Here is a 24,221-nt window from a genome sequence, read left to right as displayed (position 1 = left end):
TTGATATTATTGGCCTAAAGTCTAGCCGATGTCACTCGACTCAGCTGACTCAATCACAGGCAATAGTGTAAGGCTTGTCGGAGATTTTTGTTCAGCAATGACATGATACGAGGTCTTGCATTCATACATTTCATTTGTCAAATCTAACAAATAATTAAAAAAGTAGAAGAATTAATGAATATATTTTTTGTTCATAAAAAATTCACGAATTCAGGCTGATTCTCAAGGAGATATTGAGCAAATATAGCGCTTGGGTATAAGGGTTTAGATCCAATTGAATACACAGTATCGAGATTGATCCTTTGTATTCAATGAGTCTTGGCGCTCACCAAGACTCATTAAAGTGTAAAACGAAATTTAGTCGCGGAAATTACCAAACTGCAGAGGAAAGTCGTTGATGCTTTTTTTAACAAAGGCAATGGCTTCTTGCAAGAGATCCCGTTTGGCCCCGTTCACGCGCACCGTGTCGCCCTGAATGCTGGCCTGTACTTTCATACCGCTGTCTTTGATCAGTTTGGTGATTTTTTTAGCCAGATCGCTGTCAATGCCATCGCGCACACGTAAATCCTGCTTCACTTTGTTACCACCGACCTTTTGCACATCCTTGTGCTCCAGGCGCTTGGAAGATTCAGGTTCTTTCTTTTCCATGGCAGGTAACAAAATATCTTTGATCTGATCAAGCTGAAAGTCGTTATCGCCAGAAATGGTGATGACGTTGTCTTTTTCGTTGAACTCGATTTTGGCTGAGGTGCCTTTAAAGTCGTAGCGGTTGGTAATCTGCTTACCGGCAGTATCAATCGCGTTTTTCATGCCGACTTTATCGACTTCAGAAGTAATATCAAAACTTGGCATGTGTACCTCTCAATTGCCAGCGTGAACGCTCAACGCCACGCCAGGCATTCATTTCAAATCAATTATTCAAAATGGCAAACGTAATCGACGGTCTCAACTGTTTCAATGTCGAATGAAGAGTTGCCAGGCACGGTAAACTTCTCACCGCCTTTGTAAGTCGTCCAGTGCTCTTCATCTTTCAGGCGTACATTACACACGCCTTCATTGATTTCCATCAGCTCAGGTGAGCCAGTATTGAACGTCAGTGTGCTTGGGAAAATCACACCCACGGTACAGCGTGTACCATTGGGGAACAGCACAGTGTGGCTGACACACTTGCCATCAAAGTAGATATTTGCTTTTTTCTTCACGCTGACATTGTCAAATTGCGCCATGGTCTTTTCCTTATCGCTCGATTATCTGTATGTTGATATGCTTATTTTCTGTTTTTCAAATTGGCTGCAATACGCATTCTTAATGCGTTGAGCTTGATAAAGCCGCCCGCATCTTTTTGATCGTAAGCGCCTTTGTCGTCTTCAAACGTGGCAATCGTGGAGTCAAACAATGAATCCGTTTTGCTGTCACGACCAACGACAATCACGTTGCCTTTGTACAATTTGACGCGTACCCAGCCGTTAACGCTGCTTTGCGTGTGGTCTATCAGTGTTTGCAGGGCAATGCGCTCAGGGCTCCACCAGTAACCGTTGTAAATCATGCTGGCGTAGCGTGGCATTAAATCGTCTTTCAGGTGCGCCACTTCACGGTCCAGGGTGATGCTTTCAATCGCACGGTGTGCCTTGAGCATGATGGTACCGCCCGGCGTTTCATAGCAACCACGTGACTTCATGCCGACATAGCGATTTTCTACCAGATCCAGACGACCAATCCCGTGTTTGCCGCCTATGGTATTAAGGAAAGCCAGCACTTCATGTGCTTTCATGGCGTTACCATTGATGCTGACAATGTCGCCATTGACGTACTCCAGGTCCAGATACTCTGCCGTATCCGGTGCTTTTTCTGGAGACACTGTCCAGCGCCACATACTTTCTTCTGCTTCAGCCGCCGGGTCTTCCAGATGACGGCCTTCATAGGAAATATGCAACAGGTTGGCATCCATGGAATAGGGGCTGCCGCCTTGCTTGTGCTTCATATCGACCGGGATGCCATGTTTTTCAGCATAAGCCATCAATTTTTCACGGCTGAGCAAATCCCACTCTCGCCAGGGGGCGATAATTTGGATATTCGGATTTAAGGCGTAGGCACCCAACTCAAATCGCACCTGATCATTGCCTTTGCCTGTCGCCCCGTGCGAAATAGCATCGGCTTTGGTCAGTGCAGCAATTTCAATCAGGCGTTTGGCGATCAGCGGGCGTGCAATCGAGGTGCCCAACAAATACTCGCCTTCATACACGGTATTGGCTCGGAACATGGGAAACACAAAGTCGCGCACAAACTCTTCGCGCACATCATCAATAAAAATCTCTTTGACACCAGCCGCTTTTGCCTTGGCGCGTGCAGGCTCCAGTTCTTCGCCCTGCCCGAGGTCGGCGGTAAAAGTCACGACTTCGCACTGATAGGTGTCTTGCAACCATTTTAAAATCACAGAGGTGTCTAACCCGCCGGAATACGCCAATACGGCTTTTTTAATCTCGCTCATTGTTACATTGTCCTAAAAATAATCGTTATCGCGTGCATGCCAGGCGATACCAGCCTGACGCACGCTTTTACCAAACTTAAACCTTGCCCAACAACAAATATTCCATCAGAGCCTTCTGGGTATGCAGCCGATTCTCGGCCTCATCCCACACAACACTTTGTGCACCATCAATCACTTCGGCAGACACCTCTTCACCGCGGTGCGCAGGCAGGCAATGCATAAATACCGCGTCAAGCTTGGCCACTTTCATCATGTCGCCATCCACCTGCCAGTCCGCAAAATCCTTGCGACGCTCTTCGTTTTCGGCTTCAAAGCCCATACTGGTCCATACATCCGTGGTCACCAGGTCGGCACCCCGGGCAGCTTCCATCGGATCGCTGAATGACTCGAAGTGATCGGTGCCATACAAATTGGCACGCTCCGGCTCCACCTCGTAGCCAGGTGGCGTCGATACATGGACATTAAAGTCCAGCACCTCTGCGGCCTGCAACCAGGTATTGCACACATTGTTACTGTCGCCTATCCAGGCCACGGTTTTACCCTGAATCGAGCCTCTGTGCTCAATGAAAGTAAAAATATCGGCAAGTATCTGGCAGGGATGATATTCATTGGTCAGGCCGTTAACAACCGGCACACGCGAGTTTTGGGCAAAACGCTCGATAATGCTTTGCTCAAAAGTACGGATCATCACAATATCACTCATGCGAGAAATCACTTGCGCTGCATCCTCTACCGGCTCGCCACGCCCCAATTGTGAGTCGCGTGTATTCAGGTAAATGGCCGAGCCACCCAGCTGCTGCATGCCTGCCTCAAAAGACAAACGGGTGCGCGTACTGGCTTTTTCAAAAATCATCACCAGCGTACGGTCTACCAGCGGCCAATACTGCTGGTAATCTTTAAACTGCGCTTTAATCCACTTGGCGCGGGCAAAGATGTGTTCGATCTCGTCACGCGTGAGGTCGTTAAACTGCAAAAAGTGTTTAATACTCATGATGTTACCAATCAATGGATCAGGCACTCGCCTTGATAAAATTTAAAATCAGTGGCGCCAGCCGATGCACCAACTCTTCTGCTTCCTGTTTATTCATGATCAGTGGCGGCAACAAGCGCACCACTCTTTCAGACGTCACGTTAATCAGCAGTTTTGCAGCCAACGCCTGCTTGACCAACTCTGCACAAGGCCTGTCCAGTTCAATGCCGATCATCATGCCCGCATTGCGTACATTGATCACCGCGGGCGTATCTTTGAACGCCTGCGCAAACAACTGACGAATGTAGTTGCCGGTGTCTTCTGCATTCTCAAGCAGTTTTTCCTCGGCAATAATATCCAGCGTGGCCAGGCCGGCAGCTGTGGCCAACGGATTACCACCAAAGGTCGATCCATGCTTGCCAAGGGTAAAGGTCTCAGCAGCGATACCGCGCGCGACACAGGCGCCAATCGGCACCCCGGACCCCAGTCCTTTGGCCAGTGTCATTACATCAGGCAGGATGCCTGTGTGTTGAAAGGCAAACCAGGTCCCGGTACGGGCAATCCCGGACTGCACTTCATCCAAGATCAGCAACCAGCCATTGGCATCGCAAATCTCGCGTAGCCCCTGGAAATAAGCCTTCATGTCAGCAGGGATATGAATCCCGCCTTCGCCTTGAACAGGCTCTACCAGAATGGCCACCACATGGTTGTTGCGAGAAGCAACCGCCCGGACCGCATCCAGGTCATCAAATGGAACACGCACAAAACCACTGACGAGAGGCTCAAAGCCTGCCTGTACCTTGCGATTACCGGTTGCGGACAATGTTGCCATGGTTCGGCCATGAAAGCTCTGATCCATGACAATAATCTCGGGATGGTCAATGCCTTTGTTGTGAGCATACAAGCGCGCCAGCTTGATCGCCGCTTCATTCGCTTCACAGCCGGAATTACAGAAAAACACGTTATCCATACCGGATAAATCTGCCAATTTATCTGCCAGCGCAGACTGTTCGGCAATCTGGTAAATATTGGAGACATGAATCAGCTTGGCAATCTGAGCATTAAGCGCGGCCACAAACTTGGGGTGTGCATGCCCCAGGCCGTTCACAGCGACGCCTGACAACGCATCCAGATAGCGATCACCGGCAGTGTCTGTCAGCCAGACGCCCTCGCCTTTGGCAAAAGTGACTGGTTGCCTGCCATACGTGTTCATTAAATGTTCTGAATGCATAAGTATTACCTTTGAAAAACAAAAACGGCGGCTTAAGCCGCCGTAAACGTCTTAAACCCGCTAAAAACCGAGTACCGCGCGATGGCTTAAACCATTCGCCATAAAAAACAGCATTGGGATGGAAAGCATCATATTGGTACGAGAAGCCAGCATCGCAATGCGTCGTGCTTTATTCTTGGCTACATCGTCCGCAGCCACCATCCCTAATATTTTTTTCTGGTTAGGCCAGATCAGTGCCCAGACATTAAATAGCATGATCGTCCCTAACCATGCACCAATGCCGATACCATCAAACCCGTTGCGCAACATAAATGCATCAGTAAAATGCGCTCCAAGCAAGGCTGCGCCGGCCAACCAGGTGACCAGTGCCGACCAGCGAAACCAGAACAATGCGCGCGGCGCAATGTGCTTGGAGATTCCAGCAGCCGTTCCGTCAACGGCCGCATCTTTCAATGCTGCCATTTGTACCAGGTTAAAATAGTACAGTAAGCCTACCCAAGTGATGCCAGCCAAAAAATGAATCCATCGGGCCAATGCAGGAACGAGTTCCATCTCAGCCTCCAACGCTCATGAAATTTTTAAGAAAAAAAACCAGAACCAGAGTTAACAACACCCCTGAAATGATAGTACCTGCTATAGATTCCAATGGATTCTTCATGACCATCCCCCCGATTACGGCATTGCGCTATAAGCTTGCAAAACTGACAACAAACACGCTCTTCATCTACTCGAAAACGCACTAACTATGTGCCAGCATTTATTTTTCTCACTGTTTGAAAACATTTTCAAACAAAGTTAGAGATTACCGCAAATGCCTTTTTTTGACAAGTTTGGCAGCCGTCGGAATTGCCAGCGCGCAAGGTCGGCCAAGTTTCACTGCTGACATCACTTTTTTCGTTTTATAATGCCGTGCGAAAAAATTTTTAGAATGATGTAAATTTCAAGTGCAAGCGTGAATTTTAGTGATGTGCAAACACAAAAAACATATACAAAACTATAGACGTTTGTACTGCAAGTCAGTGTGCATTTTCGTAGCAAAAACACTTCGGGCATGAGCCTGATTTAGTCGATAACTGAGGGAATTTCTGAGCATGGCGAGTATGGAAACCGATATTCTGCTGGTTGGTGGCGGCATCATGAGCGCCACACTGGCTATTTTGTTACATCGATTGAATCCTGGCCTGCATATTTGCATGGTTGAACAACTGGAGGATGTGGCATTGGAAAGCTCGGACGCGCTCAATAATGCGGGCACCGGACATGCTGGCTATTGTGAATTGAACTACACACCTGTGTCCACAAATGGTGATATCCATATTCGTCGCGCACTCGAGATCAATGCTGCTTTTGAGACCTCACTGCAATACTGGTCAAGTCTGGTAAAAGACGGCGTATTGGATGCCGGTCAATTTATCCAGCGCGTACCCCACCTGAGTGCGGTTTGGGGGCAGCAAGACAGCGATTTTCTGCGTAAACGCCATGCCCTATTACAATCTCACCCGCTGTTTGCTGAAATGCAATTTAGCCAGAATGCAACCACCCTGGGCGATTGGATGCCACTCATGATGGCAGGCAGGCACGACGCAGACAATATGGCGGCCACCCGTGTCGCACATGGCTCGGATGTGAATTTTGGCGCATTGACACGCCAATTGGTGGCCTACCTGCAAACCCGCCCCAATTTCAAGCTACTGACCAGTACCCGCGTGACCAAACTCAAACAAAAAACTGCCAATGGTCAGCGCGCATGGCACGTTCGTACCCAGCACAAGCACTCTGGTCAGCTTGAGCAGATACAGACCCCCTTTGTATTTCTGGGGGCTGGCGGTGGCGCCTTGTCGTTGTTACAGCAATCGGGCATTGTAGAAGCCCAGGGCTACGGAGGATTCCCTGTCAGTGGTCAATGGCTGATCTGCAACAACCCCTCGATCGTCAGGCAGCACCATGCAAAGGTCTACAGTCAGGCTGCCGTAGGAGCGCCCCCGATGTCTGTGCCACATCTGGATACTCGCATGATTAATGGTCAACCTGCTTTGCTGTTTGGCCCCTATGCCGGGTTTACCACCCGCTTTCTCAAGCAGGGGTCACGCTTTGACCTCGCCAAATCAGTCAAACTTAAGAACATCAAAAGCTTGTTGGGAGCTGGCCGCCATAATATGGACCTGACAAGATATCTGATTAAAGAAGTATTTCAGAATCACGTTCAACGCATGGAGGCCTTGCGTGCATTTCTGCCAGATGCCGATGGCCAAGACTGGTCACTCGCGCATGCCGGACAGCGTGTGCAGATCATTAAACGCTGCCACCAGCATTGGGGAAAACTGGAGTTCGGTACAGAAATTGTGGCGAGTGAAGATGGCAGCCTGGCAGCATTACTTGGAGCATCTCCGGGCGCATCTGTCAGCGTCAAGGCAATGCTCGATGTGTTGCAACGCTGCTTTCCAGACCAACTAAAAAGTAAACAGTGGCGTGATACATTGAAGGGCATGATTCCTTCTTATGGTGAGTCCCTGATAGATAATGCAGGCTTGTTGGCCAGTGTGCGCAAAGATACATTAAGTACATTAAACTTGTCGGCATGAACTTCATGTACAGGCTTAAGTCAACTTTAACGATGATTATAAAACGCCAGCCCCCGCTATTGCAGCGCTTGTTAAGCGCCGTATTCGAAACCATATATGCCACACTGATAGTGGCCGGAATCAGTGGTTGTAGCGCATCTGTTTCGGCGCCATCAATGCAAGCGCAAACACCGGACTTTGGCGAGCAGGTGCTGATCATGGATCCTGCAATGCCTGCGGCAGAGGTGCAAGCCGCGCTGGATAAACTGTTTAAACAGCAGGAAAGCAGCCAGTTTGGCACTACGCGCAAGGCCGTTTTATTTAAACCAGGCACCTATCACAACAAAATAAAACTCGGCTTTTATACACAGCTGATTGGCCTGGGACAATTGCCTGACGATGTAGCGCTGAAAGGCGGGATACAAGTGGAGGCCAACTGGCATGAAGGGGACGCCACGCAAAACTTCTGGCGCACTGTGGAAAACCTCTCGGTGACCCCAGACAATGGCACCATGCAATGGGCTGTGTCACAAGCAGCGCCACTAAGGCGCATACATGTACAGGGAAACATGCTGCTGGATGACAATGGTGGATGGTCCAGTGGTGGTTTTATTGCTGACAGCCTGATTGATCAGGAAATCAACTCTGGCACCCAGCAACAATGGCTCACCCGTAATTCAGTATTAGGCAGCTGGACCAATGCCAACTGGAACATGGTATTTGTGGGCGTTAACAATGCGCCCTCTTCTGCCCAGTGGCCCAACCCGCCTTACACTGTGGTTAAACAAACACCCGTAGTGCGTGAAAAACCCTTTCTAACCATAGATGGCTCGGGTAAATACAGTGTTTTTGTTCCGGCCTTGAGATCAGCCAGTCAAGGCATTAGCTGGCAGCAAAAAAAAGTACCGGGTGAAATTATTACACTGGATCACTTTTATATTGCCAAAGCCAGCCAAGACAATGCCCGCACCATGAATACCGCGCTGGCGCATGGCAAACACCTGTTGCTGACCCCTGGCATTTATCAGCTCGATACGCCACTGCATATCAGCCAGGCCAATAGCGTCATCCTTGGCTTGGGCATTGCAACATTACAGCCAATCACCGGGACAGCAGCCATGACGATTGATGATGTGGATGGCGTCAAACTGGCGGGTGTGTTGTTTGATGCAGGCGTTAAAAACTCAGAGGTATTACTGCAAATCGGCACAGCCAAGAACGCTGTCAGTCACGCCAAAAATCCTGTCTCACTGCATGATGTATTTTTCCGGGTGGGCGGTGCCGGTATCGGCAATGCCACGACCAGTGTCATCATCAATAGTAACCACGTGATTGGCGATAATCTCTGGGTGTGGCGTGCAGACCATGGCGATGGCATCGGCTGGGAGACCAACAAAACACAACATGGCATTATCGTGAATGGCGATGACGTCACCATGTACGGCTTGTTTGTCGAGCATTTTCACCAGTATCAAACGTTATGGAATGGCGAAAACGGCGCGGTTTACTTCTACCAGAGTGAAGCCCCGTACGACGTCCCTGACCAGGCACACTGGATGAATCAGCAGGTAAACGGCTTTGCCTCATATAAGGTGGCAAACCATGTCACGCATCACAAAGCCGTGGGCATGGGGGTGTATTGTTTCTTCAACGACAACCCAACAGTCAAACTGCACAGTGCTATTGAGGCGCCTATGGGTGAATACATTCAATTCAGCCATATCACCAGTGTCTCGCTGGGCGGCACCGGTGAAATCAGCCATGTGTTGAATCAGTCAGGGGATGCTGCCAAACCGGGCAATGAAGTGGTCAGAATGGTTGGCCATTAACGTTTTTAAGGCTCAAGGCACCCGCTGAGCAAGCGTGGAGCTATCAAGCAAGTATGGTCAGAAAATATAAGGCCTAAAGCTAGACAACCTGCTGGCCATACAAGCGCTGGTACACACTGCCCGCTTGCTTGACCAGCGTATCATGTTGTCCTTCTTCAATAATCCGTCCCGCATCAAACACCAGCACGCGGCTGGCTTCACGCACCGCAGACAGGCGATGCGCAATGGTGATGGTGGTGCGGCCATGCAGAAATTCGCGCATGGCCTTGTGCAGTAATGCTTCGGTATGCGTGTCGAGCATGGAAGTCGCTTCATCCAGAATCACCACTTGCGGCTGCTTGAGCATCATGCGGGCAATCGCCAGGCGCTGGCGTTGACCGCCGGACAAGCGCACACCGCTTCGTCCCAATTGTGATTCGAGGCCTTCAGGCAGGTCGCGGACAAACTGTGCCAGTTGTGCCACGTCGAGTACTTTCCACAAGGCATTATCGTCATAGGGTTGATCCATGGTCAGATTCTGGCGCACACTGTCGTTAAACAGCATGGGGTGTTGTAACACCACGCCGATATGATCACGCACTTGCCCATACCCCAGACGCTCTATCGGCTGGCCATTGAAGAGTATCTGCCCGGCATTGGGGGCATACAACCCCAGTAATAATTGCACCAACGTCGATTTTCCGGCACCGGAAACACCCACAAGTGCCACCTGTTCACCGGGTGCAATATCGAGCGAGACCTGATCTAATATCGGGTCGCCCTCTCCATAAGCAAACGAGACCTCTTTTAAACTGATGGCCGCAGGCTGATGCGCAACGAAACCAGTGACCAGCGCCGGATAGTGTGGCTCCTCATCTGCAGCGAGCACCTGATTGATGCGCCCCACTGCGGCTGTTGCGGCGTAGTAGGAGACTTGTACCGACAGCAGTTCCTGTACCGGCCCCATCATGAACCAGAGATAGCCAAATACAGCAATCATTTGCCCGACTGTCAGGTCAGAAAATACCACCATCAGCATGGCCACGGCACGGAAAATCTCAAAGCCGAATAAAAACACCCCGAATGACAAACGAGACAAGGCATCAGATTTCCAGCCGGAGGCTGTGGCTGCCGCACGCACGGTTTCAGCGGCCTGCTTGGCTTTATCCAGAAAGCGCCGGTCACTGTTGCTGGCACGTAGTTGCTGCATGACCTCCAGCGTTTCAGAAACCGATTGCGAGAGCCATTCGAACGCCGCATTTTCGCGCTGCTTCCAGACCTTGACCTTTTTACCCAATACCATGGTCAAAGCGATCACAAACGGGTTCAGCAGCAAAATAATGAGCGCCAGTTGCCAGTGCATCCACAGCAACACGACCGCCACCCCGATCACACTGAGAATCGCCACCAAGACTTTGGCAATGGTCTCCCCCAAAAACTTGTCCAGCGTCTCAATATCAGTCAGCAGTCTGGCCGTAATCTGCCCGGCACCCAGACTTTCGTAGACCTGCATGCGGATGCGCGATAACTTGTCGAGCAGCGCTTGCCGCACCCCCAGCGTGACCTGCTTGGACAAACTGACAAAAATGCGCGTGGTGGCCACGCCCAGCAATACACTGCTCAAGCGCAAACTCATGGTCAGCAGGGTCACGCACACAATAATAGCGATCGGACCCATCCAGCCAGCGGGCAGCAACCAGGTCATCAAGCGTGTCAACTTGCCGGGTTGTTGCAGCAACACTTCATCCACCAGCAAAGGCATCAGCAAGGGAATCGGCACCGCAATCAGCGCCCCGCAAAACGCCAGCCACTGCCCTAGCCACAAGCGCCGTGACTGCCGCCGCAATTGTTGCCACAAGCCTTTGATGGTGATGGTTACACCCATGCCAGCATCCACAGGAGAAGGTTTGATCACTACTGGGGATTGACTGCCAGTGTGCGCTGACGTCGAATCTCGTACAGCGCCATCCCGCTGGCAACACTGACATTCAGGCTTTGTACCGAGCCGAACATGGGAATGGTAATCAAGGCGTCACAGGTTTCTTCGGTCAGGCGGCGGATGCCATCGCCTTCAGCCCCCATCACAATCGCAATCGGCCCTTCCAGTTTGGTGTTATGCAGGTTACTCGGCGCGTCCATGGTGGTGCCGACCACGTAAACCCCTGCTTCCTTAAGTTCGCGCAGGGTTCTGGCCAGATTGGTCACTGCAATAAATGGCACGGTTTCAGCTGCGCCACTCGCCACTTTACGTACGGTGCCATTCAAACCGACCGAGCGGTCTTTAGGCGCAATAATGGCATGGACGCCCATGGCATCGGCCACACGCAAACAGGCGCCGAGGTTATGCGGATCCTGTACACCGTCCAGCACCAGAAAAAATGGGGGTTCATCGAGGTCAGATTCCAGAATATCGTGAATATCTTTATACGGCATGGGTGTTTCTACTACGCGCGCAATCACGCCCTGATGGCGGCCGTTTGCGCCAATGAAGCCATCCAGACGATGGCGCTCCACTTGAATCACACGCACATTCTGCGCCTTGGCCATCTCCAGCAAGTCGCGCATACGCGCATCTACACGGTCCTGGTCAATCAAAATTTCCTGTATGCTGGTGCCATGCTGACGCATGCGGCTCAACACCGCGTGAAATCCAAATAAAATGCGGGTTTCCGCCATACACACTCCTGTTAATATTAATGAGCCGGGATGATCAATTGGGCAGCATTCAAGACTGCCTGCGAGCATATTGCTGACTCGGTAAGAACATATCATCCGGGGTTAAACCCAAGTTTTCTATTAGGCGATTTTTCAATCTACTTGAACGACAACTTGTCTATTTTGCATCTCTTTTGTGCAAAATAGGCAAGTTGTCGTTCAAGTCCCTATGTAAAATCCGGGTTAAAAAGGCGACTGCACACAAGTGTCAGTCGCCCGATAAGGCTGCGCATGCTTAACTGCGCCAAGTCAGTATTATCTGGCTTTTGCCTTAGGTTTGCCTTTATTTTTTTCTGCCGCATGCCTGTTTTTTGGCTTGGCAGGCTTGGCTGCCGTTTTAGCTGGCTGCGTAGAAGCCTTTTTTTTCACAGCTGCAGCCGTTACCTTGGCCCTTGGTGGCCGTGCAATGGCCGCTTTAGCAGGCTTGCTTCGCTCCGGTGCTGGCTCAACTACGTTCTCATCCACAGCACTGTCGGATTTAGCCACCAGAGTAAAATCAATCTTGCTGGTTTCCATATCCACACGCACCACTTTCACCGTCATCCGGTCACCCAGACGGTAACGCACGCCTGTGCGCTCGCCGACCATTTCGTGCCTGGCCTTGTCGTGAATAAAATAGTCATTACCCAGATCCGTCACGTGCAACAAGCCCTCGACATAGACTTCATCCAGTGCCACAAACAGGCCGAAGCTAGTGACACCGGCAACGGTCCCCGCGAATACCTCACCGACCTTATCCTGCATGTAAAAGCATTTGAGCCAATTGGTCACATCGCGAGTAGCATCATCGGCGCGACGCTCAGTCATCGAGCAATGTGTGCCCAGCTGGTGCCAGTCTTTAGCCTGATAACGCTTGCCTTCAACAGCAGCTTTAATCGCACGATGCACCAGTAAATCAGGGTAACGACGGATAGGCGATGTGAAATGCGTATACGCCTCATAAGCCAGCCCGAAATGGCCCACATTATCCGGGCTGTACACAGCCTGCTGCATGGAGCGCAGCATCACGGTTTGCAACAATTGCGCATCTGGACGGGATTTGATGCGCTGCATCAGCTTGGCATAATCCTTGGCGCGCGGGTTCTCGCCTCCCCCAACGCCAAAACCAAACTCACCCATAAACAGTCGCAGGGCTTCCAGTTTTTCCGGCGTTGGCCCTTCATGAATCCGGAACAAACAGGTTTGTTCGTTTTTCAGCAAAAAGTCGGCGGCGCAGACGTTAGCCGCCAGCATGCACTCCTCAATCAGCTTGTGTGCATCGTTACGTGTGACTGGCACAATTTTGTCAATCTTGCCGTTTTCATTAAACACCATCATGGTTTCAGTAGATTCAAACTCTACTGCACCGCGCTTTTCGCGCTGCGTCAGCATCAAGCGAAACACACTGTTCAAATTGTGCAAGTGCGGCAGCAACCAGGCATATTCTTCTGTCAGCGCCGCATCTTCAGCGTGTAACAATGCGGCCACCTGGGTATACGTCATGCGGGCTTTTGAGCGCATGACAGAAGGGTAAAACTGATACTGTTTGACCACGCCCTGTCCATCCACCTGCATATCGCACACCATACACATGCGCTCTACATCCGGGTTGAGTGAACACAAGCCATTCGACAACGCCTCTGGCAACATCGGAATCACGCGGCGCGGGAAGTAAACCGAGTTACCGCGGTCGAATGCATCTTTGTCCAGCGCATCGCCAGGCGTGACATAAAAACTCACATCAGCAATCGCCACCACCAGACGCCAGCCCTTGCCCTGTGGTTCGGCAAATACTGCATCATCAAAATCGCGTGCCGTCTCACCGTCTATCGTGATCAATGCAAGGTCACGTAAATCCTTGCGCCCTTTGTAGTCTTTGGCTTGTACCGTTTTTGGATAGTCCTCCGCTTGCTTGATGGCCGCAGGATTAAACTGGTATGGCAAATGGTGTTTGCGCAGGGCAATTTCAATCTCCATGCCACTGTCGGCATAGTTGCCAAGAATTTCTACCACCTTGCCCATGGGCATGGCATGTGAAGAAGGATATTCAGTCAATTCGACAGTGACAATCTGTCCGACCTTGGCACCCATATCCAAATGGTAAGGGATCAGGATATCCTGACTTATACGCTTGTCTTCTGCCGCCACAATCGTCACGCCCTGCCCACGCATAACGCGTCCAACCAGTGTTTTATTGGCGCGCTCCAGCACTTCGACCAGCTTACCTTCAGGGCGCCCTCTGCGATCCACACCCGCCAGCCGCACCATGGCTCGGTCACCATGCATCACCATGGTCATTTCTTTGGGGCCAAGGAAAATATCTTCGGGATGTTTGGTCTTGTCATCCGGCACCAGAAAGCCGAAGCCATCTGCATGCCCAAATACAGTCCCTGCAATCAAATGAATCTTGTCCGGCAGACAGAAGGCCCCTTTACGGTTGCGCATCAATTGCCCATCCCGCTCCATGGCGCCCAGACGACGGTTAAAGTTATCTCGCTCATCATTGCTGATATCCAGCAACACATAAATCTGATCAGCGCTTAGCGGAACGCCCTGGTCAGACAACAACTGCAACACCAGTTCACGGCTAGGTAATGGTGTTTGATAGGTATCGGATTCGCGCTGTGCGTATGGATCAAGCGCACGCAGCGATGTTTTTGTTTTTTTGATTGACAATATTTATTCTTCCTTTAAAATGCACAGCTTCTTTAGCCCAGATGGCGAAATTGGTAGACGCGCTAGTTTCAGGTACTAGTGTTGAAAGACGTGGAGGTTCGAGTCCTCTTCTGGGCACCAGCTAAAATCCTGATCCCCCTTCAAGAGTTTCTAACATCATACCCCAGAGTAGGCTTTGCTTACTAACTGATTAGTTTTTTCCACTTGCAACAAGTTTTAATCCAATGAAAAAGCTGTGTATGTTTCAACACAGCTTTCATCTCAATGCGATCAGACATCAGCGGTTGTTAAAAAAACCGATATTCATCACTCTGTCGTTTACAAAGGTCACTTCGGTTTCTTTATACGTGTTCTTTTTATCGTATTTGACCAAGTTTTTGTAGTACCACATTTCAACTTGTACCGGTTTTGAGTTTTTTTCTTGCTGACCCATGCCTGCAATCATATTGCTGGCGTTGGTGGGTTTCACAGATTGCTGCTTTCTTACCGGTTTACCCAGTTTCTCTTCGACCACTTTTTTGGATTTACCACTAAAACTGTCGATGAATTCTGATTCGCCATATGTCTTGCCAGCCATCGCTAGAGATGACAGACCCAGAGACAAAATGCCGACCAATGAGGCACGTAAACAGCGTTGATAAAACTTCATGTGATTTCCCGACTATCCAATTTCAAATAGGTTGTTTTAAATGAGGCAAGAGTATAACTGTTTATTGCCTGATATGGTTGACCGCAGCCATGCAAAAAAGTGCGCTCATACCAGTGTAACTTGCAAGCCATCATAGCCCACTTCAACGTTAGCTGGCAATCTGGCAGTCAGTGCATGATATTCCAGCTCGTGCGTCATATGAATCAGAATATTACGTCGCGCACCCATCTGTGCAATGAGGGCCAGAGACTGCTCAACATTGACATGCGTGGGGTGCGGCGTGTCACGCAAACAATCGATCAGCAGTACTTCCACCCCTTGCAGCAAGGCGAAAGAAGCCTCTGGAATGGCAGACACGTCCGTCATGTAGACCAGATTGCCAATACGATACGCATAAATGCGAATACGTCCATGCATGACCGGAATGGGTGTCACCTGCACACCACACACCTCAAATGGCGCTTCAACCACATGCGCAGCCAGCACGGGCAGATCCCAGTAGCTGGAAGGCTCGCGCAGCGTATAGCCAAACTTTTCCTGGATATGGGTGATGGCTTCCGGGTAGCTATACAGGGGAATCTGGCGACGGTTGATTTGGCAAAACGCACGCAAATCGTCAATGCCATGCAGATGGTCGGCATGCGTGTGCGTATACAGCACCGCATCGACCCGGCGCATATGTTCACGCAAGGCCTGCTGGCGCAAATCAGGCGTGGTATCCATCAGAATCACCTGGCCATCTTCCAGTGTAATCATGCTGGAGCATCGTGTACGCTGGTTGCGTGGGTCAGCAGAGGTGCAGGTGGCACACCCACAGCCGATGGCTGGTGTACCTGCGCTGGACCCCACCCCCAGCACAGTTAGCTGCATGGTTGTGCGTGCCTGAACAAGGTAAAAAAGTTCTGTGTGGTGGCGTCCATCACTTGCTGCAAGGGAATATTGCGCAATCTGGCGATTTCTTCAGCCACATGGCGCACATAGCCCGGCTGGTTGGTTTTGCCACGAAACGGAATCGGCGCCAGGTAAGGGGAATCGGTTTCAATCAGCATGGCATCGAGTGGCACTTTTTGGGCCACCTCTTTCAGTGCCTGGGCATTTTTAAACGTGACAATGCCTGAGAACGAAATGTAAAAGCCCATGGCGATGGCGGCCTGCGCCACTTCCCAGCTTTCGGTAAAACAGTGCATCACGCCGCCAATCTCGGCAGCGCCTTCTTCCTGCATCAGACGCAGGGTATCTTCAGCCGCATTGCGGGTATGAATAATCAAGGGCTTACCCGATAATTTAGCGGCGCGGATATGGGTGCGAAAGCGTTCGCGTTGCCAGCTCAAGTCACCTTGCAGCCGAAAGTAATCCAGCCCGGTTTCACCAATCGCCACCACGCGAGGATGTTGTGCCAGGGCCACCAGCCCTTCGACCGTAGGTTCTTCGATATCTTCGTAATCCGGGTGTACGCCCACCGATGCGTAAATATTCGGGTATTGCTCGGCAATCGCCAGCACTTCAGGAAACTTGTCGAGCGTGACAGACACGCACAAGGCATGCCCAACCTCGTTGGTGTGCATCTGTGCCCTGACCTGATCCATGTTCTGAATCAGTTCGGGAAAGTTAAGGTGACAATGTGAATCTACAAACATGGGCTTCCAGACAATTACATGGTATGGGTGGGACGACTGGATTTCAATGCGGCGCCCAGCACTTCTTCAATCCGCTTTTTGGCTTCCATGCCGCCATCTTTTTCGCTGAACTGTATGCCGATGCCTTGCGGCTTGTTATTGATGGCATGCGGTGTAATCCAGATCACTTTGCCGGCCAATTTGATTTTATGCGGGTCATCCAGCAGGCTCAGCAGCATGAATATCTCTTCGCCCATCCTGAACGATTTGCTGGTGGGAATAAACAATCCACCGCCTTTTACAAACGGCATGTAAGCGGCAAACAGCGCCGCTTTCTCTTTGATCGCCAGCGACAATACGCCGGGCTTGGCTGTCTGAGTATCAGTCATGACGATGGTTCCTTGAGGACTATCCGCCGGTTAATGAAAAGTTCAGGGCAAATGCTGCTTTGAACAATCTTATTGAAACAGTTTTTTATACTGCATCAATAGCTGTTCCAGCTGTAACTCCTGATTGAGCGGATGTGTGGCTGTCATTTTAAACCGATTAAGTTGTTGTTGAAATGCCAGCAAACGCGACATATCCAGCTGCGCAGCCAGTTTACGCAACTGCGCTTCGTCGCCGGGATGGTAACGCAAGGCACATTGCTCACGTGATAACCAGAGGTCAAGCAGCCACTTTTGCAATACCTGAATGGCCTGTTCCATGCCCTGCTTGAGCAGCACACTGCCTGCCGCCACGGTATCCATGGCGGCGCCACTGCCCAGCAGCGTGCGCCATTGCTGATACCAGCCATGCCAATCCACCAGAGCGTTTTCCCCGTCAGCGTCGGCCAATATGCCGATAGGAGCACCGCCACTGTAATGCCAGACCCATTCAGGTTGGGCAACGCCTTGTGACTGTAACCAGTGTAGCCCTTGCGCTTCGCTGGGCACCGGCATCTCCACCTGCATGCAACGACTTAGAATCGTGGGCAATAATGCCTGACGCTGGTGCGACACCAGTAAAAACTGTGTGCGTTGCGGGGGCTCTTCGAGTAACTTGAGCAAGGCATTGGAAGCGGCGATATTCATGGCTTCCAGCGGATGGATCAATACCACGCGCATGCCCCCAACCCGGTGATTGGACAGTGACAAATAATCATGCAGTGCGCGGATCTGGTCGATGGTGATCTGCTGGCGCTTGCGTGTTTTCTTCTTGCTGTCATCCGCCTCGGCATCTTCCGGCGTAATCTCCTTGAAATCGGGATGCCCGCCCTCGCTTAACCAGTGGCAAGACTCACATTGTCCGCAAGCCTGGCCATCCTGTGGCTGCAAACACAACAACATGGCCGACATCGCTTTGGCAAAAGCCAGTTTACCGATGCCCTGCTTGCCATAACACAACAGTGCATGATGACGCTGCGCCCCTTGTTGCAACCAGTGAGCGCGCAAAGATTCCTGCCAGGGATAAACACTATAAATCATAGTGATAGGATGATTTCTTCAACTGATTTCTGCACTTCTTCCAATGGCCTGTTGGCATCAATCACGTGAAAACGCTGCGGAAACTGCGCGGCACGCGCCAGATACTGCGCCCGCAGTTTGGCAAAAAAATCAGCGCCCTGTGCCTCAAACTTGTCCGGGGTGCGTGCAGACGCCAGCCGCTGCAAACTCACCTCCACCGGCACATCAAACAGCAAAGTCACATCCGGTTGCAAATCGCCCTGCACCCAGTGCTCCAGCACTTCCATTTTGGCGTATGGCAATCCCCTCGCCCCGCACTGATACGCATACGAAGCATCGGTAAACCGGTCTGAAAGCACAATTGCACCGCGTTGCAGCGCTGGCAAAATCACTTGCTGCAAATGCTCGGCACGTGCTGCAAACATCAGCAGCGACTCCGTCTCTACATGCATCTGGCGATACAGCAAAATCTCGCGCAGCTCTTCCCCCAGTAGCGTGCCACCCGGCTCACGCGTGGAAACCACCTCTTTGCCACGCTGGGCAAGCAATTGCAGAATGGTCGGAATATGCGTACTTTTGCCCGCGCCATCCATGCCTTCAAGGGTAATAAACAAGCCAGCCATAAGTTGAGGTTATTTCTTTTTGAGTTGATATTTGCGCACAGCCTTGTTGTGCTCGTCCAGGCTGGCATTAAATACATGCCGACCATGGCCGTTAGCCACAAAATACAAAGCGTTGGTGTTGGCCGGATGCAGCGCCGCCTGAATCGAAGCCAGCCCCGGCATGGCAATCGGCGTCGGTGGCAGACCATTGCGCGTATACGTGTTATAGGGAGTATCAGTCAGCAGATCATGCCGTGTAATATTACCCTGATAACGCTGGCCAATGCCATAAATCACAGTGGGGTCGGTTTGCAAGCGCATGCCTATGCGTAACCGGTTTACAAACACTCCCGCAATTTGTGGGCGCTCCTCTTCCACACCAGTTTCTTTTTCCACTATCGAGGCCATGATCAAAGCCTCATAAGGCGTTTTATAAGGTAGACCGGCATCCCTACTGGCCCACGCTTCGTTTAAATGCCGCAGCATTTTTTGATAGGCCCGCGTATACACATCGATGTCACTGCTTTGTGCATCCATAAAATAGGTGTCCGGGAAAAACCAGCCTTCAGGTGACATGGCCTGCCCGCTCACCCGCTGCATGAGTTCTACATCAGAGTAACTGACCGACTCCTGGCGTATGCTTGGCATCTGTGCCAGTTTCTGGCGTAAATCTGCAAACGTCTTACCCTCAGTTAACTGCAATTTCAACTGATCAAAAGTGCCATGCTTGAGCGTATCTATCAGTGTAAATACCTGCAACGGCGCATTTAACACATAATCGCCTGCCTGCAACTGGCTACCACTGCCTGATAATTTCACCGCCAGCAAAAAACTGTATGGCTCGGTCAGCACGCCTGCCATCACCAGTTGATCTGCAATCGCGCGCACACTGGCACCCGCAGGAATCTGCATGGCCACCGACTCTGCTGCCATCGGCAATGGACGAATCATAAAAATAGTCATCCATATCATCAGTGACACCAGAAGCAAGACCGCAACGGCCAGCCCACGCTTAAATAACTGCCTGATTAACCTCATATACCACTTCTATCAATATCTATTCGACTGCGTTACTGCGCAGTATGCTGTGCGCTCCGCACTATACCTATGCATCTGCAGAAACCCCGTAATTCAAACGCAGCCTGAGTTGCCCGGCCCAGTCATCCGTCGCCAACCGTTGTTCATCAATCTGGCTGACCTGCAATATACCGTACACGCTGTTTACCACCACCACCGCATCGGCATCCAGCAGCGCAGCCTTGTCTATCGGCGCCACAATCACCGCCTGGCCTTGCGTTTTATACCAATCCAGTATTTTCTGGCGCATCACGCCCGCCACACCGCAACTGTCCAATGCAGGCGTAAACACCGTATCCGCTTTGCGGATAAACAGATTGCCACTCACCGCCTCAATCACCTGGTTGTCATAATCCAGCAGCAAACCATCAAAAAAGCGCGGGTCTTTTAACTCGGCCCGTGCCAGCACATTTTCCAAACGGTTTAAATGCTTGATGCCCGCCAGCACAGGCTGATACGCCAAACGCGTTTGGCAGGTATACAAGGCAACGCCTTGCGTATAAATCTCAGATGGATAAACCGGCATGGGCGATTGCACAAACACTCGCGTCGGCTCACAAATAGCCGGGGGTGCGTACCCACGTGCACCCTCGCCCCGTGTGATGATGATTTTAATCACACTCGCCAACCGCGTATTGGCCTCAGCGGAAGCCATAAAATACTTGAACTCCTGCATCAGAAACTCGGCAGAAGGACACACCATCTGGATTTTGCTGCAATCCGCCACCAGCGTTTGATAATGCAACGGCCAATCCACCAGCTCGCCATCCAGCAACCGCATGGTACGAAAAATCCCGTCACCATAAGCAAACCCTCGGTTAGTCGGGGACACCCCGGCAACCAGCTTGCCATTCACACAATAGCGCACAGTCGTCATGTTGTAAGAGTTCTCGGCAAAGTCGCAGGCTTAAATTATCAAGGCTGAAACCATACCATAAATCACGCCCGCGAACGAACAGCAAACAAGTAAAAGAGGTGTAAATACACGCGTACTTAGCGGCACTTGCCATACATTGAAAAGGGGTACTTTAATGCAATGAATCTGTGGGTATTAAAACCACAAATAAATCATAACACCCCGTGAAATCTATCATTATTTCTTATTCTGGGTATAAGGCTTAAGGCACCATTGGAGTTGAAACACAAAAACTTGAAAAAGATAATGATTCTTTTCTATCAAGCTGGCGATGATAGTTTCAAAATTGAAGCACCTCGCGCAGGATGGACTCGCTTACAGTCCGCCATATGGAACGTCAAACCTTCATCATTTGGTTGAATGCTTTAAAGATTCGGCGTACCGCAAGCGGATACACCCTACGCTTGCTCATTAAGTTAAGCTAAAGCGCGGATAGATTGTTATATTTTTTAATAGCCCCTTAAATCAGATATCTCGCTCAACAAGAGACAGCTTCCAATAAAAAGAAAGAAACAATGAACGTATTTAGAATCCATATCAGGCCCAAAGGCGGCACTGCCAACATGAAAACAACATTCGAATACTGCTTAAAAGAGGGACTGCTGGGGGTAGGTTGGAGAACAGCATCCAATCAAAGCACCAAAAGTTGGGACGAATACTACCAAGAAGCTTCTCTAAAATATAATAACCTTGAAGTATGCAAATATCTCCAAAAACAAGTCAGCCAGAATGATCTGGTTTGGACACGGGACACTTACGGCAATTACTATCTTGCACGCGTGCTATCAGGATGGGAGTACTGGACTACGGAAGAATCACAATCATTAGATGTGGATATCAGCAATATTTTTCGTGTGGAAATAAAACAAGTTGACCTCACTGAGGTGCCAGGGAAGATTACTGCTTGCTTTAGGGCCTCTAGAACGATTCAAAAAATTGCTGACGAAAAAGCCAGCGCATATTCACGCCATTTATGGAATACCTTAAGCGGACAACAGGTCTACCAGCTTAACCGTTCAACCTTCTCTGACATATTCATGATGCTGGATGATGAGGAAACAGAAGACCTTGTTTTCCTTTATCTGCAAAGCAACGGCTGGTATGTCATACCCAACTCTCGCAAAGCAGACACCATGAGTTTCGAGTATGTATGCGTCAGCCCGCTGAGTGGAGCAATGGCGATCACCCAGGTAAAAACAGGAAAAACGCCCATCAATCGAGACGACTACCTAAAGTTTAACCATCAGGTCTTCCTGTTTCAAGCCAACGAAATTTATCAAGGTGGTGGCGCACCCCATATTGAACATATTACGCGTCAGGCATTACTGGACTTTCTGATGCAATCGGCTGCCTGGCTACCTAAATCGATAAAGCGAAAAATGGAAATCACCGACCACAGGACATGAAAGAAAGGTTAAGTCTGCATACAGATCAAGTGGGTAGTATCTGTGCGAGTTAGCGAACATCATGGCAAAGCACCTCATCTGCTATATGCCTGCAATCTGGCCATCCAGCCCCCATAGTTTTTTTGCACTTTCCGCTTGAAAAGCGTTGACAAGAAAGGTGCCTGTCATTAATATGGCGCCTTCTTTGAATTGCACTGCAAAACAAAGAACTGCAATACCAGAGATTTGGGGGTATAGCTCAGCTGGGAGAGCGCTTGCATGGCATGCAAGAGGTCAGCGGTTCGATCCCGCTTATCTCCACCAAGTGATTGAAAATATTGGTTTTTTTGTTAAATTAATATTTCATTTTTTTGAATTAATGGTATAATGCACGGGTTGTAAATTTCTTAGGTCCCCATCGTCTAGAGGCCTAGGACACCTCCCTTTCACGGAGGCGACCGGGGTTCGAATCCCCGTGGGGACGCCAAATCACTCCATGTGGTTTAGCTTAAATAACATTAAGCATTCTGTTTTAAATTTCCAAAAGTATTTTTCAATACATAAATCATCATGCAGGCTTGCTGCCCTTTCAGGCAACAAGCAAAGATGGTTTTTTTATTTGAGGTAAGGCTTGATCTTACCCATGATGTCTTCGCTTTCAGGGCTGGTCATGCTATTGAACACGTAAATTTTCTGGCCGCCTGGCAAAATCACATACTTGTAAAAATTCCATTGCGGTGACTGCCCGGTTTGCTTGATCAGTTGCTGATACAAAGGATTGGCCTGGCTACCGGTAACACTGGATTTTTCCATCATGGGAAACTTGACTGCATAGGTCAGTTTACAGAAATCACCAATTTGCTTATTGTTACCTGGCTCTTGCCGGAAGTCATTAGATGGAAAGCCTACCACCAGCAAGCCTTTGTCCTTATATTGCGCATATAAATTTTCCAGTGCTTCAAACTGCGGGGTAAAGCCGCATTTGCTGGCCGTGTTGACGACCAGTATGGGTTTGTCCTGATACTGACAAAAATCGACAGTTTGGCCTTGCAGCGTTTTGAACTGGTGTTGATAAATTGGCAAACATTCTGCCTGCGCCATGTGCATGCCCCCTACGGTAAAAAGTGCGATTAACAAGCCTCGCATGTGTATCTCCTGATGAATTAACATTTATTTTTATTCCTTTGTAGACAAGGATTTATCCTTTTTGTTCACAGCCAGCGTACACTGGTATTCATTATTGTTAAATAGTGTCGATAATCTGTTTAAGAGAGGCCAATATATGCTTGGCATACTCTATGCTACATACCTATTGTAGAGGATAAAAGTGCTACGAAATGTCCAAACTGACGAATTTGAGTCAGTCAAAATAACAGGAGTGCATCATGTTGCAAAAAACAGGGTCTACAGACAATTTTAAACGTATCGACCAAATGCTGGAAGATTTTGCCGGCGATGAAGTGGATGATTACACAGAAGGCTACAGCGCTTACGAAAAGAGTCACAAGCATTATTCTGCTGAAGAAGATGCCTTGATGAATATTGACGATTTGTATTAATCATTCATCCCTGGCAAGTCGTGCACAGCGTGTTGCACGGTTGCTGATATAATGCGGGCATGGAAATTACTACACGCTTGGAATTCGATGCCGGCCATCGTATTCCTGATCATAAAAGTCAATGCCGCAACCTGCACGGTCATCGTTATGCGATTGAAATCACGCTTTCTGGCGATATCATTCAGGCAGAACATGCTTCCGAAAACGGGATGGTGATGGATTTTGCCGATGTGAAACGCATTGCACGCGAAACCATTGTTGACCGTTGGGACCATGCGTTTCTGGTATTCAAGCATGACACCGCAGTCCTGGATTTTTTAAATAGCCTGCCTAACCACAAGACTGTGGTATTCCCGACTATTCCTACTGCCGAAAACATGGCTGCTGAGGCATTCAGGTTACTCAAAGCACAATATCGGGACACCTTTGGCAATCAGCTTAAACTTGTGCGCGTACGTTTGTATGAAACGCCTAACAGCTGGACCGATGCTTTCGATAACGACTAAGTCGATGATCTGCTATTCGACTTTGAATACTGCTGATT

Annotated in this window: 23 protein-coding genes and 3 tRNA genes; 8 read left to right on the top strand and 18 right to left on the bottom strand. The window is 49.8% G+C overall.

Going from position 1 to position 24,221, the window contains the following annotated elements; genetic code table 11:
* Positions 1–357 precede the first annotated feature (357 nt).
* The 6 genes from Q9291_RS04800 to Q9291_RS04775 all read right to left on the bottom strand — a co-directional run bounded on the left by Q9291_RS04800 (position 358) and on the right by Q9291_RS04775 (position 5,241).
* Complete coding sequence (locus Q9291_RS04800; protein WP_306388888.1) at positions 358–852, bottom strand: YajQ family cyclic di-GMP-binding protein; 495 nt, start codon at positions 850–852, stop codon at positions 358–360.
* Positions 853–914: 62 nt separating this feature from the next.
* The gene (ppnP, locus tag Q9291_RS04795; RefSeq protein ID WP_306388887.1) at positions 915–1,226 is read right to left on the bottom strand and encodes a pyrimidine/purine nucleoside phosphorylase; all 312 of its coding nucleotides are present in this window, start codon (positions 1,224–1,226) and stop codon (positions 915–917) included.
* Between the two features lie 41 nt (positions 1,227–1,267).
* The gene (locus Q9291_RS04790) at positions 1,268–2,488 is read right to left on the bottom strand and encodes an argininosuccinate synthase (RefSeq protein WP_306388886.1); all 1,221 of its coding nucleotides are present in this window, start codon (positions 2,486–2,488) and stop codon (positions 1,268–1,270) included.
* A 76-nt stretch (positions 2,489–2,564) separates the two neighbouring features.
* Positions 2,565–3,479, bottom strand: a complete 915-nt coding sequence (argF, locus tag Q9291_RS04785; protein ID WP_306388885.1) for an ornithine carbamoyltransferase — start codon at positions 3,477–3,479, stop codon at positions 2,565–2,567.
* Between the two features lie 19 nt (positions 3,480–3,498).
* Positions 3,499–4,689, bottom strand: coding sequence for an aspartate aminotransferase family protein (locus Q9291_RS04780; RefSeq protein ID WP_306388884.1), 1,191 nt, complete (start codon positions 4,687–4,689; stop codon positions 3,499–3,501).
* Positions 4,690–4,749: 60 nt separating this feature from the next.
* Positions 4,750–5,241, bottom strand: a complete 492-nt coding sequence (locus Q9291_RS04775; RefSeq protein WP_306388883.1) for a urate hydroxylase PuuD — start codon at positions 5,239–5,241, stop codon at positions 4,750–4,752.
* A gap of 539 nt (positions 5,242–5,780) precedes the next feature.
* On the opposite strand from Q9291_RS04775, the gene mqo reads away from it, so the two are divergent.
* Both mqo and Q9291_RS04765 read left to right on the top strand, forming a co-directional pair.
* Positions 5,781–7,271 (top strand): malate dehydrogenase (quinone), encoded by a 1,491-nt coding sequence (gene mqo / locus Q9291_RS04770; RefSeq protein WP_306388882.1) that lies wholly within the window; start codon positions 5,781–5,783, stop codon positions 7,269–7,271.
* A gap of 155 nt (positions 7,272–7,426) precedes the next feature.
* Entirely contained in the window at positions 7,427–9,079 is a 1,653-nt protein-coding gene (locus Q9291_RS04765; protein WP_306388881.1) for a pectate lyase-like domain-containing protein, read from the top strand.
* Between the two features lie 79 nt (positions 9,080–9,158).
* Here the strand turns inward: Q9291_RS04765 and Q9291_RS04760 are convergent, their stop codons facing one another.
* The 3 genes from Q9291_RS04760 to rnr all read right to left on the bottom strand — a co-directional run bounded on the left by Q9291_RS04760 (position 9,159) and on the right by rnr (position 14,428).
* Complete coding sequence (locus tag Q9291_RS04760; protein WP_306388880.1) at positions 9,159–10,943, bottom strand: ABC transporter ATP-binding protein; 1,785 nt, start codon at positions 10,941–10,943, stop codon at positions 9,159–9,161.
* Between the two features lie 29 nt (positions 10,944–10,972).
* Positions 10,973–11,734 carry a 23S rRNA (guanosine(2251)-2'-O)-methyltransferase RlmB gene (gene rlmB, locus Q9291_RS04755; protein ID WP_306388879.1) on the bottom strand — a complete coding sequence of 254 codons (762 nt, stop codon included), beginning with the start codon at positions 11,732–11,734 and terminating at the stop codon, positions 10,973–10,975.
* A gap of 294 nt (positions 11,735–12,028) precedes the next feature.
* Positions 12,029–14,428: a ribonuclease R gene (rnr, locus tag Q9291_RS04750; protein WP_306388878.1), complete on the bottom strand. Its 2,400-nt coding sequence runs from the start codon at positions 14,426–14,428 to the stop codon at positions 12,029–12,031.
* 35 nt (positions 14,429–14,463) lie between these two features.
* On the opposite strand from rnr, the gene Q9291_RS04745 reads away from it, so the two are divergent.
* Positions 14,464–14,548: transfer RNA gene (locus tag Q9291_RS04745), tRNA-Leu, on the top strand.
* Between the two features lie 157 nt (positions 14,549–14,705).
* Here Q9291_RS04745 and Q9291_RS04740 read toward each other — a convergent pair.
* The 8 genes from Q9291_RS04740 to pabC all read right to left on the bottom strand — a co-directional run bounded on the left by Q9291_RS04740 (position 14,706) and on the right by pabC (position 20,694).
* Positions 14,706–15,077: a hypothetical protein gene (locus Q9291_RS04740; RefSeq protein ID WP_306388877.1), complete on the bottom strand. Its 372-nt coding sequence runs from the start codon at positions 15,075–15,077 to the stop codon at positions 14,706–14,708.
* A 105-nt stretch (positions 15,078–15,182) separates the two neighbouring features.
* On the bottom strand, positions 15,183–15,947 hold the full coding sequence (locus Q9291_RS04735) for an MBL fold metallo-hydrolase (RefSeq protein WP_306388876.1): 765 nt from the start codon (positions 15,945–15,947) through the stop codon (positions 15,183–15,185).
* A complete protein-coding gene (locus Q9291_RS04730) occupies positions 15,938–16,714 on the bottom strand; it encodes a TatD family hydrolase (RefSeq protein ID WP_306388875.1) in 777 nt (258 codons plus the stop codon). Before Q9291_RS04730 ends, Q9291_RS04735 begins: the two co-directional genes overlap by 10 nt.
* A gap of 14 nt (positions 16,715–16,728) precedes the next feature.
* The gene (locus tag Q9291_RS04725) at positions 16,729–17,082 is read right to left on the bottom strand and encodes a PilZ domain-containing protein (protein ID WP_306388874.1); all 354 of its coding nucleotides are present in this window, start codon (positions 17,080–17,082) and stop codon (positions 16,729–16,731) included.
* A gap of 69 nt (positions 17,083–17,151) precedes the next feature.
* Entirely contained in the window at positions 17,152–18,126 is a 975-nt protein-coding gene (gene holB, locus Q9291_RS04720) for a DNA polymerase III subunit delta' (RefSeq protein WP_306388873.1), read from the bottom strand.
* Positions 18,127–18,155: 29 nt separating this feature from the next.
* Positions 18,156–18,761 (bottom strand): dTMP kinase, encoded by a 606-nt coding sequence (tmk, locus tag Q9291_RS04715; RefSeq protein ID WP_306388872.1) that lies wholly within the window; start codon positions 18,759–18,761, stop codon positions 18,156–18,158.
* Positions 18,762–18,770: 9 nt separating this feature from the next.
* Entirely contained in the window at positions 18,771–19,778 is a 1,008-nt protein-coding gene (mltG, locus tag Q9291_RS04710; protein WP_306388871.1) for an endolytic transglycosylase MltG, read from the bottom strand.
* Positions 19,779–19,845: 67 nt separating this feature from the next.
* Complete coding sequence (gene pabC / locus Q9291_RS04705; protein ID WP_306388870.1) at positions 19,846–20,694, bottom strand: aminodeoxychorismate lyase; 849 nt, start codon at positions 20,692–20,694, stop codon at positions 19,846–19,848.
* 554 nt (positions 20,695–21,248) lie between these two features.
* On the opposite strand from pabC, the gene Q9291_RS04700 reads away from it, so the two are divergent.
* The 3 genes from Q9291_RS04700 to Q9291_RS04690 all read left to right on the top strand — a co-directional run bounded on the left by Q9291_RS04700 (position 21,249) and on the right by Q9291_RS04690 (position 22,605).
* Positions 21,249–22,139: a hypothetical protein gene (locus Q9291_RS04700; protein WP_306388869.1), complete on the top strand. Its 891-nt coding sequence runs from the start codon at positions 21,249–21,251 to the stop codon at positions 22,137–22,139.
* A 227-nt stretch (positions 22,140–22,366) separates the two neighbouring features.
* Positions 22,367–22,442 (top strand) — tRNA-Ala (locus Q9291_RS04695).
* 87 nt (positions 22,443–22,529) lie between these two features.
* Positions 22,530–22,605 (top strand) — tRNA-Glu (locus Q9291_RS04690).
* A 128-nt stretch (positions 22,606–22,733) separates the two neighbouring features.
* On the opposite strand, the gene Q9291_RS04685 is transcribed toward Q9291_RS04690, so the two are convergent.
* Positions 22,734–23,264, bottom strand: coding sequence for a glutathione peroxidase (locus Q9291_RS04685; RefSeq protein WP_306388868.1), 531 nt, complete (start codon positions 23,262–23,264; stop codon positions 22,734–22,736).
* Between the two features lie 239 nt (positions 23,265–23,503).
* Between Q9291_RS04685 and Q9291_RS04680 the strand changes: the two genes are divergently transcribed.
* Entirely contained in the window at positions 23,504–23,677 is a 174-nt protein-coding gene (locus tag Q9291_RS04680; RefSeq protein WP_306388867.1) for a hypothetical protein, read from the top strand.
* 59 nt (positions 23,678–23,736) lie between these two features.
* A complete protein-coding gene (gene queD, locus Q9291_RS04675; RefSeq protein ID WP_306388866.1) occupies positions 23,737–24,183 on the top strand; it encodes a 6-carboxytetrahydropterin synthase QueD in 447 nt (148 codons plus the stop codon).
* Positions 24,184–24,221 lie beyond the last annotated feature (38 nt).

Source organism: Methylophilus aquaticus, from assembly GCF_030769565.1.
In the GTDB taxonomy this organism is placed as follows: Bacteria; Pseudomonadota; Gammaproteobacteria; order Burkholderiales; family Methylophilaceae; genus Methylophilus; species Methylophilus aquaticus.
Note: the sequence above shows the minus strand (reverse complement) of the source record. Positions and strands in the feature narration are given on the sequence as shown.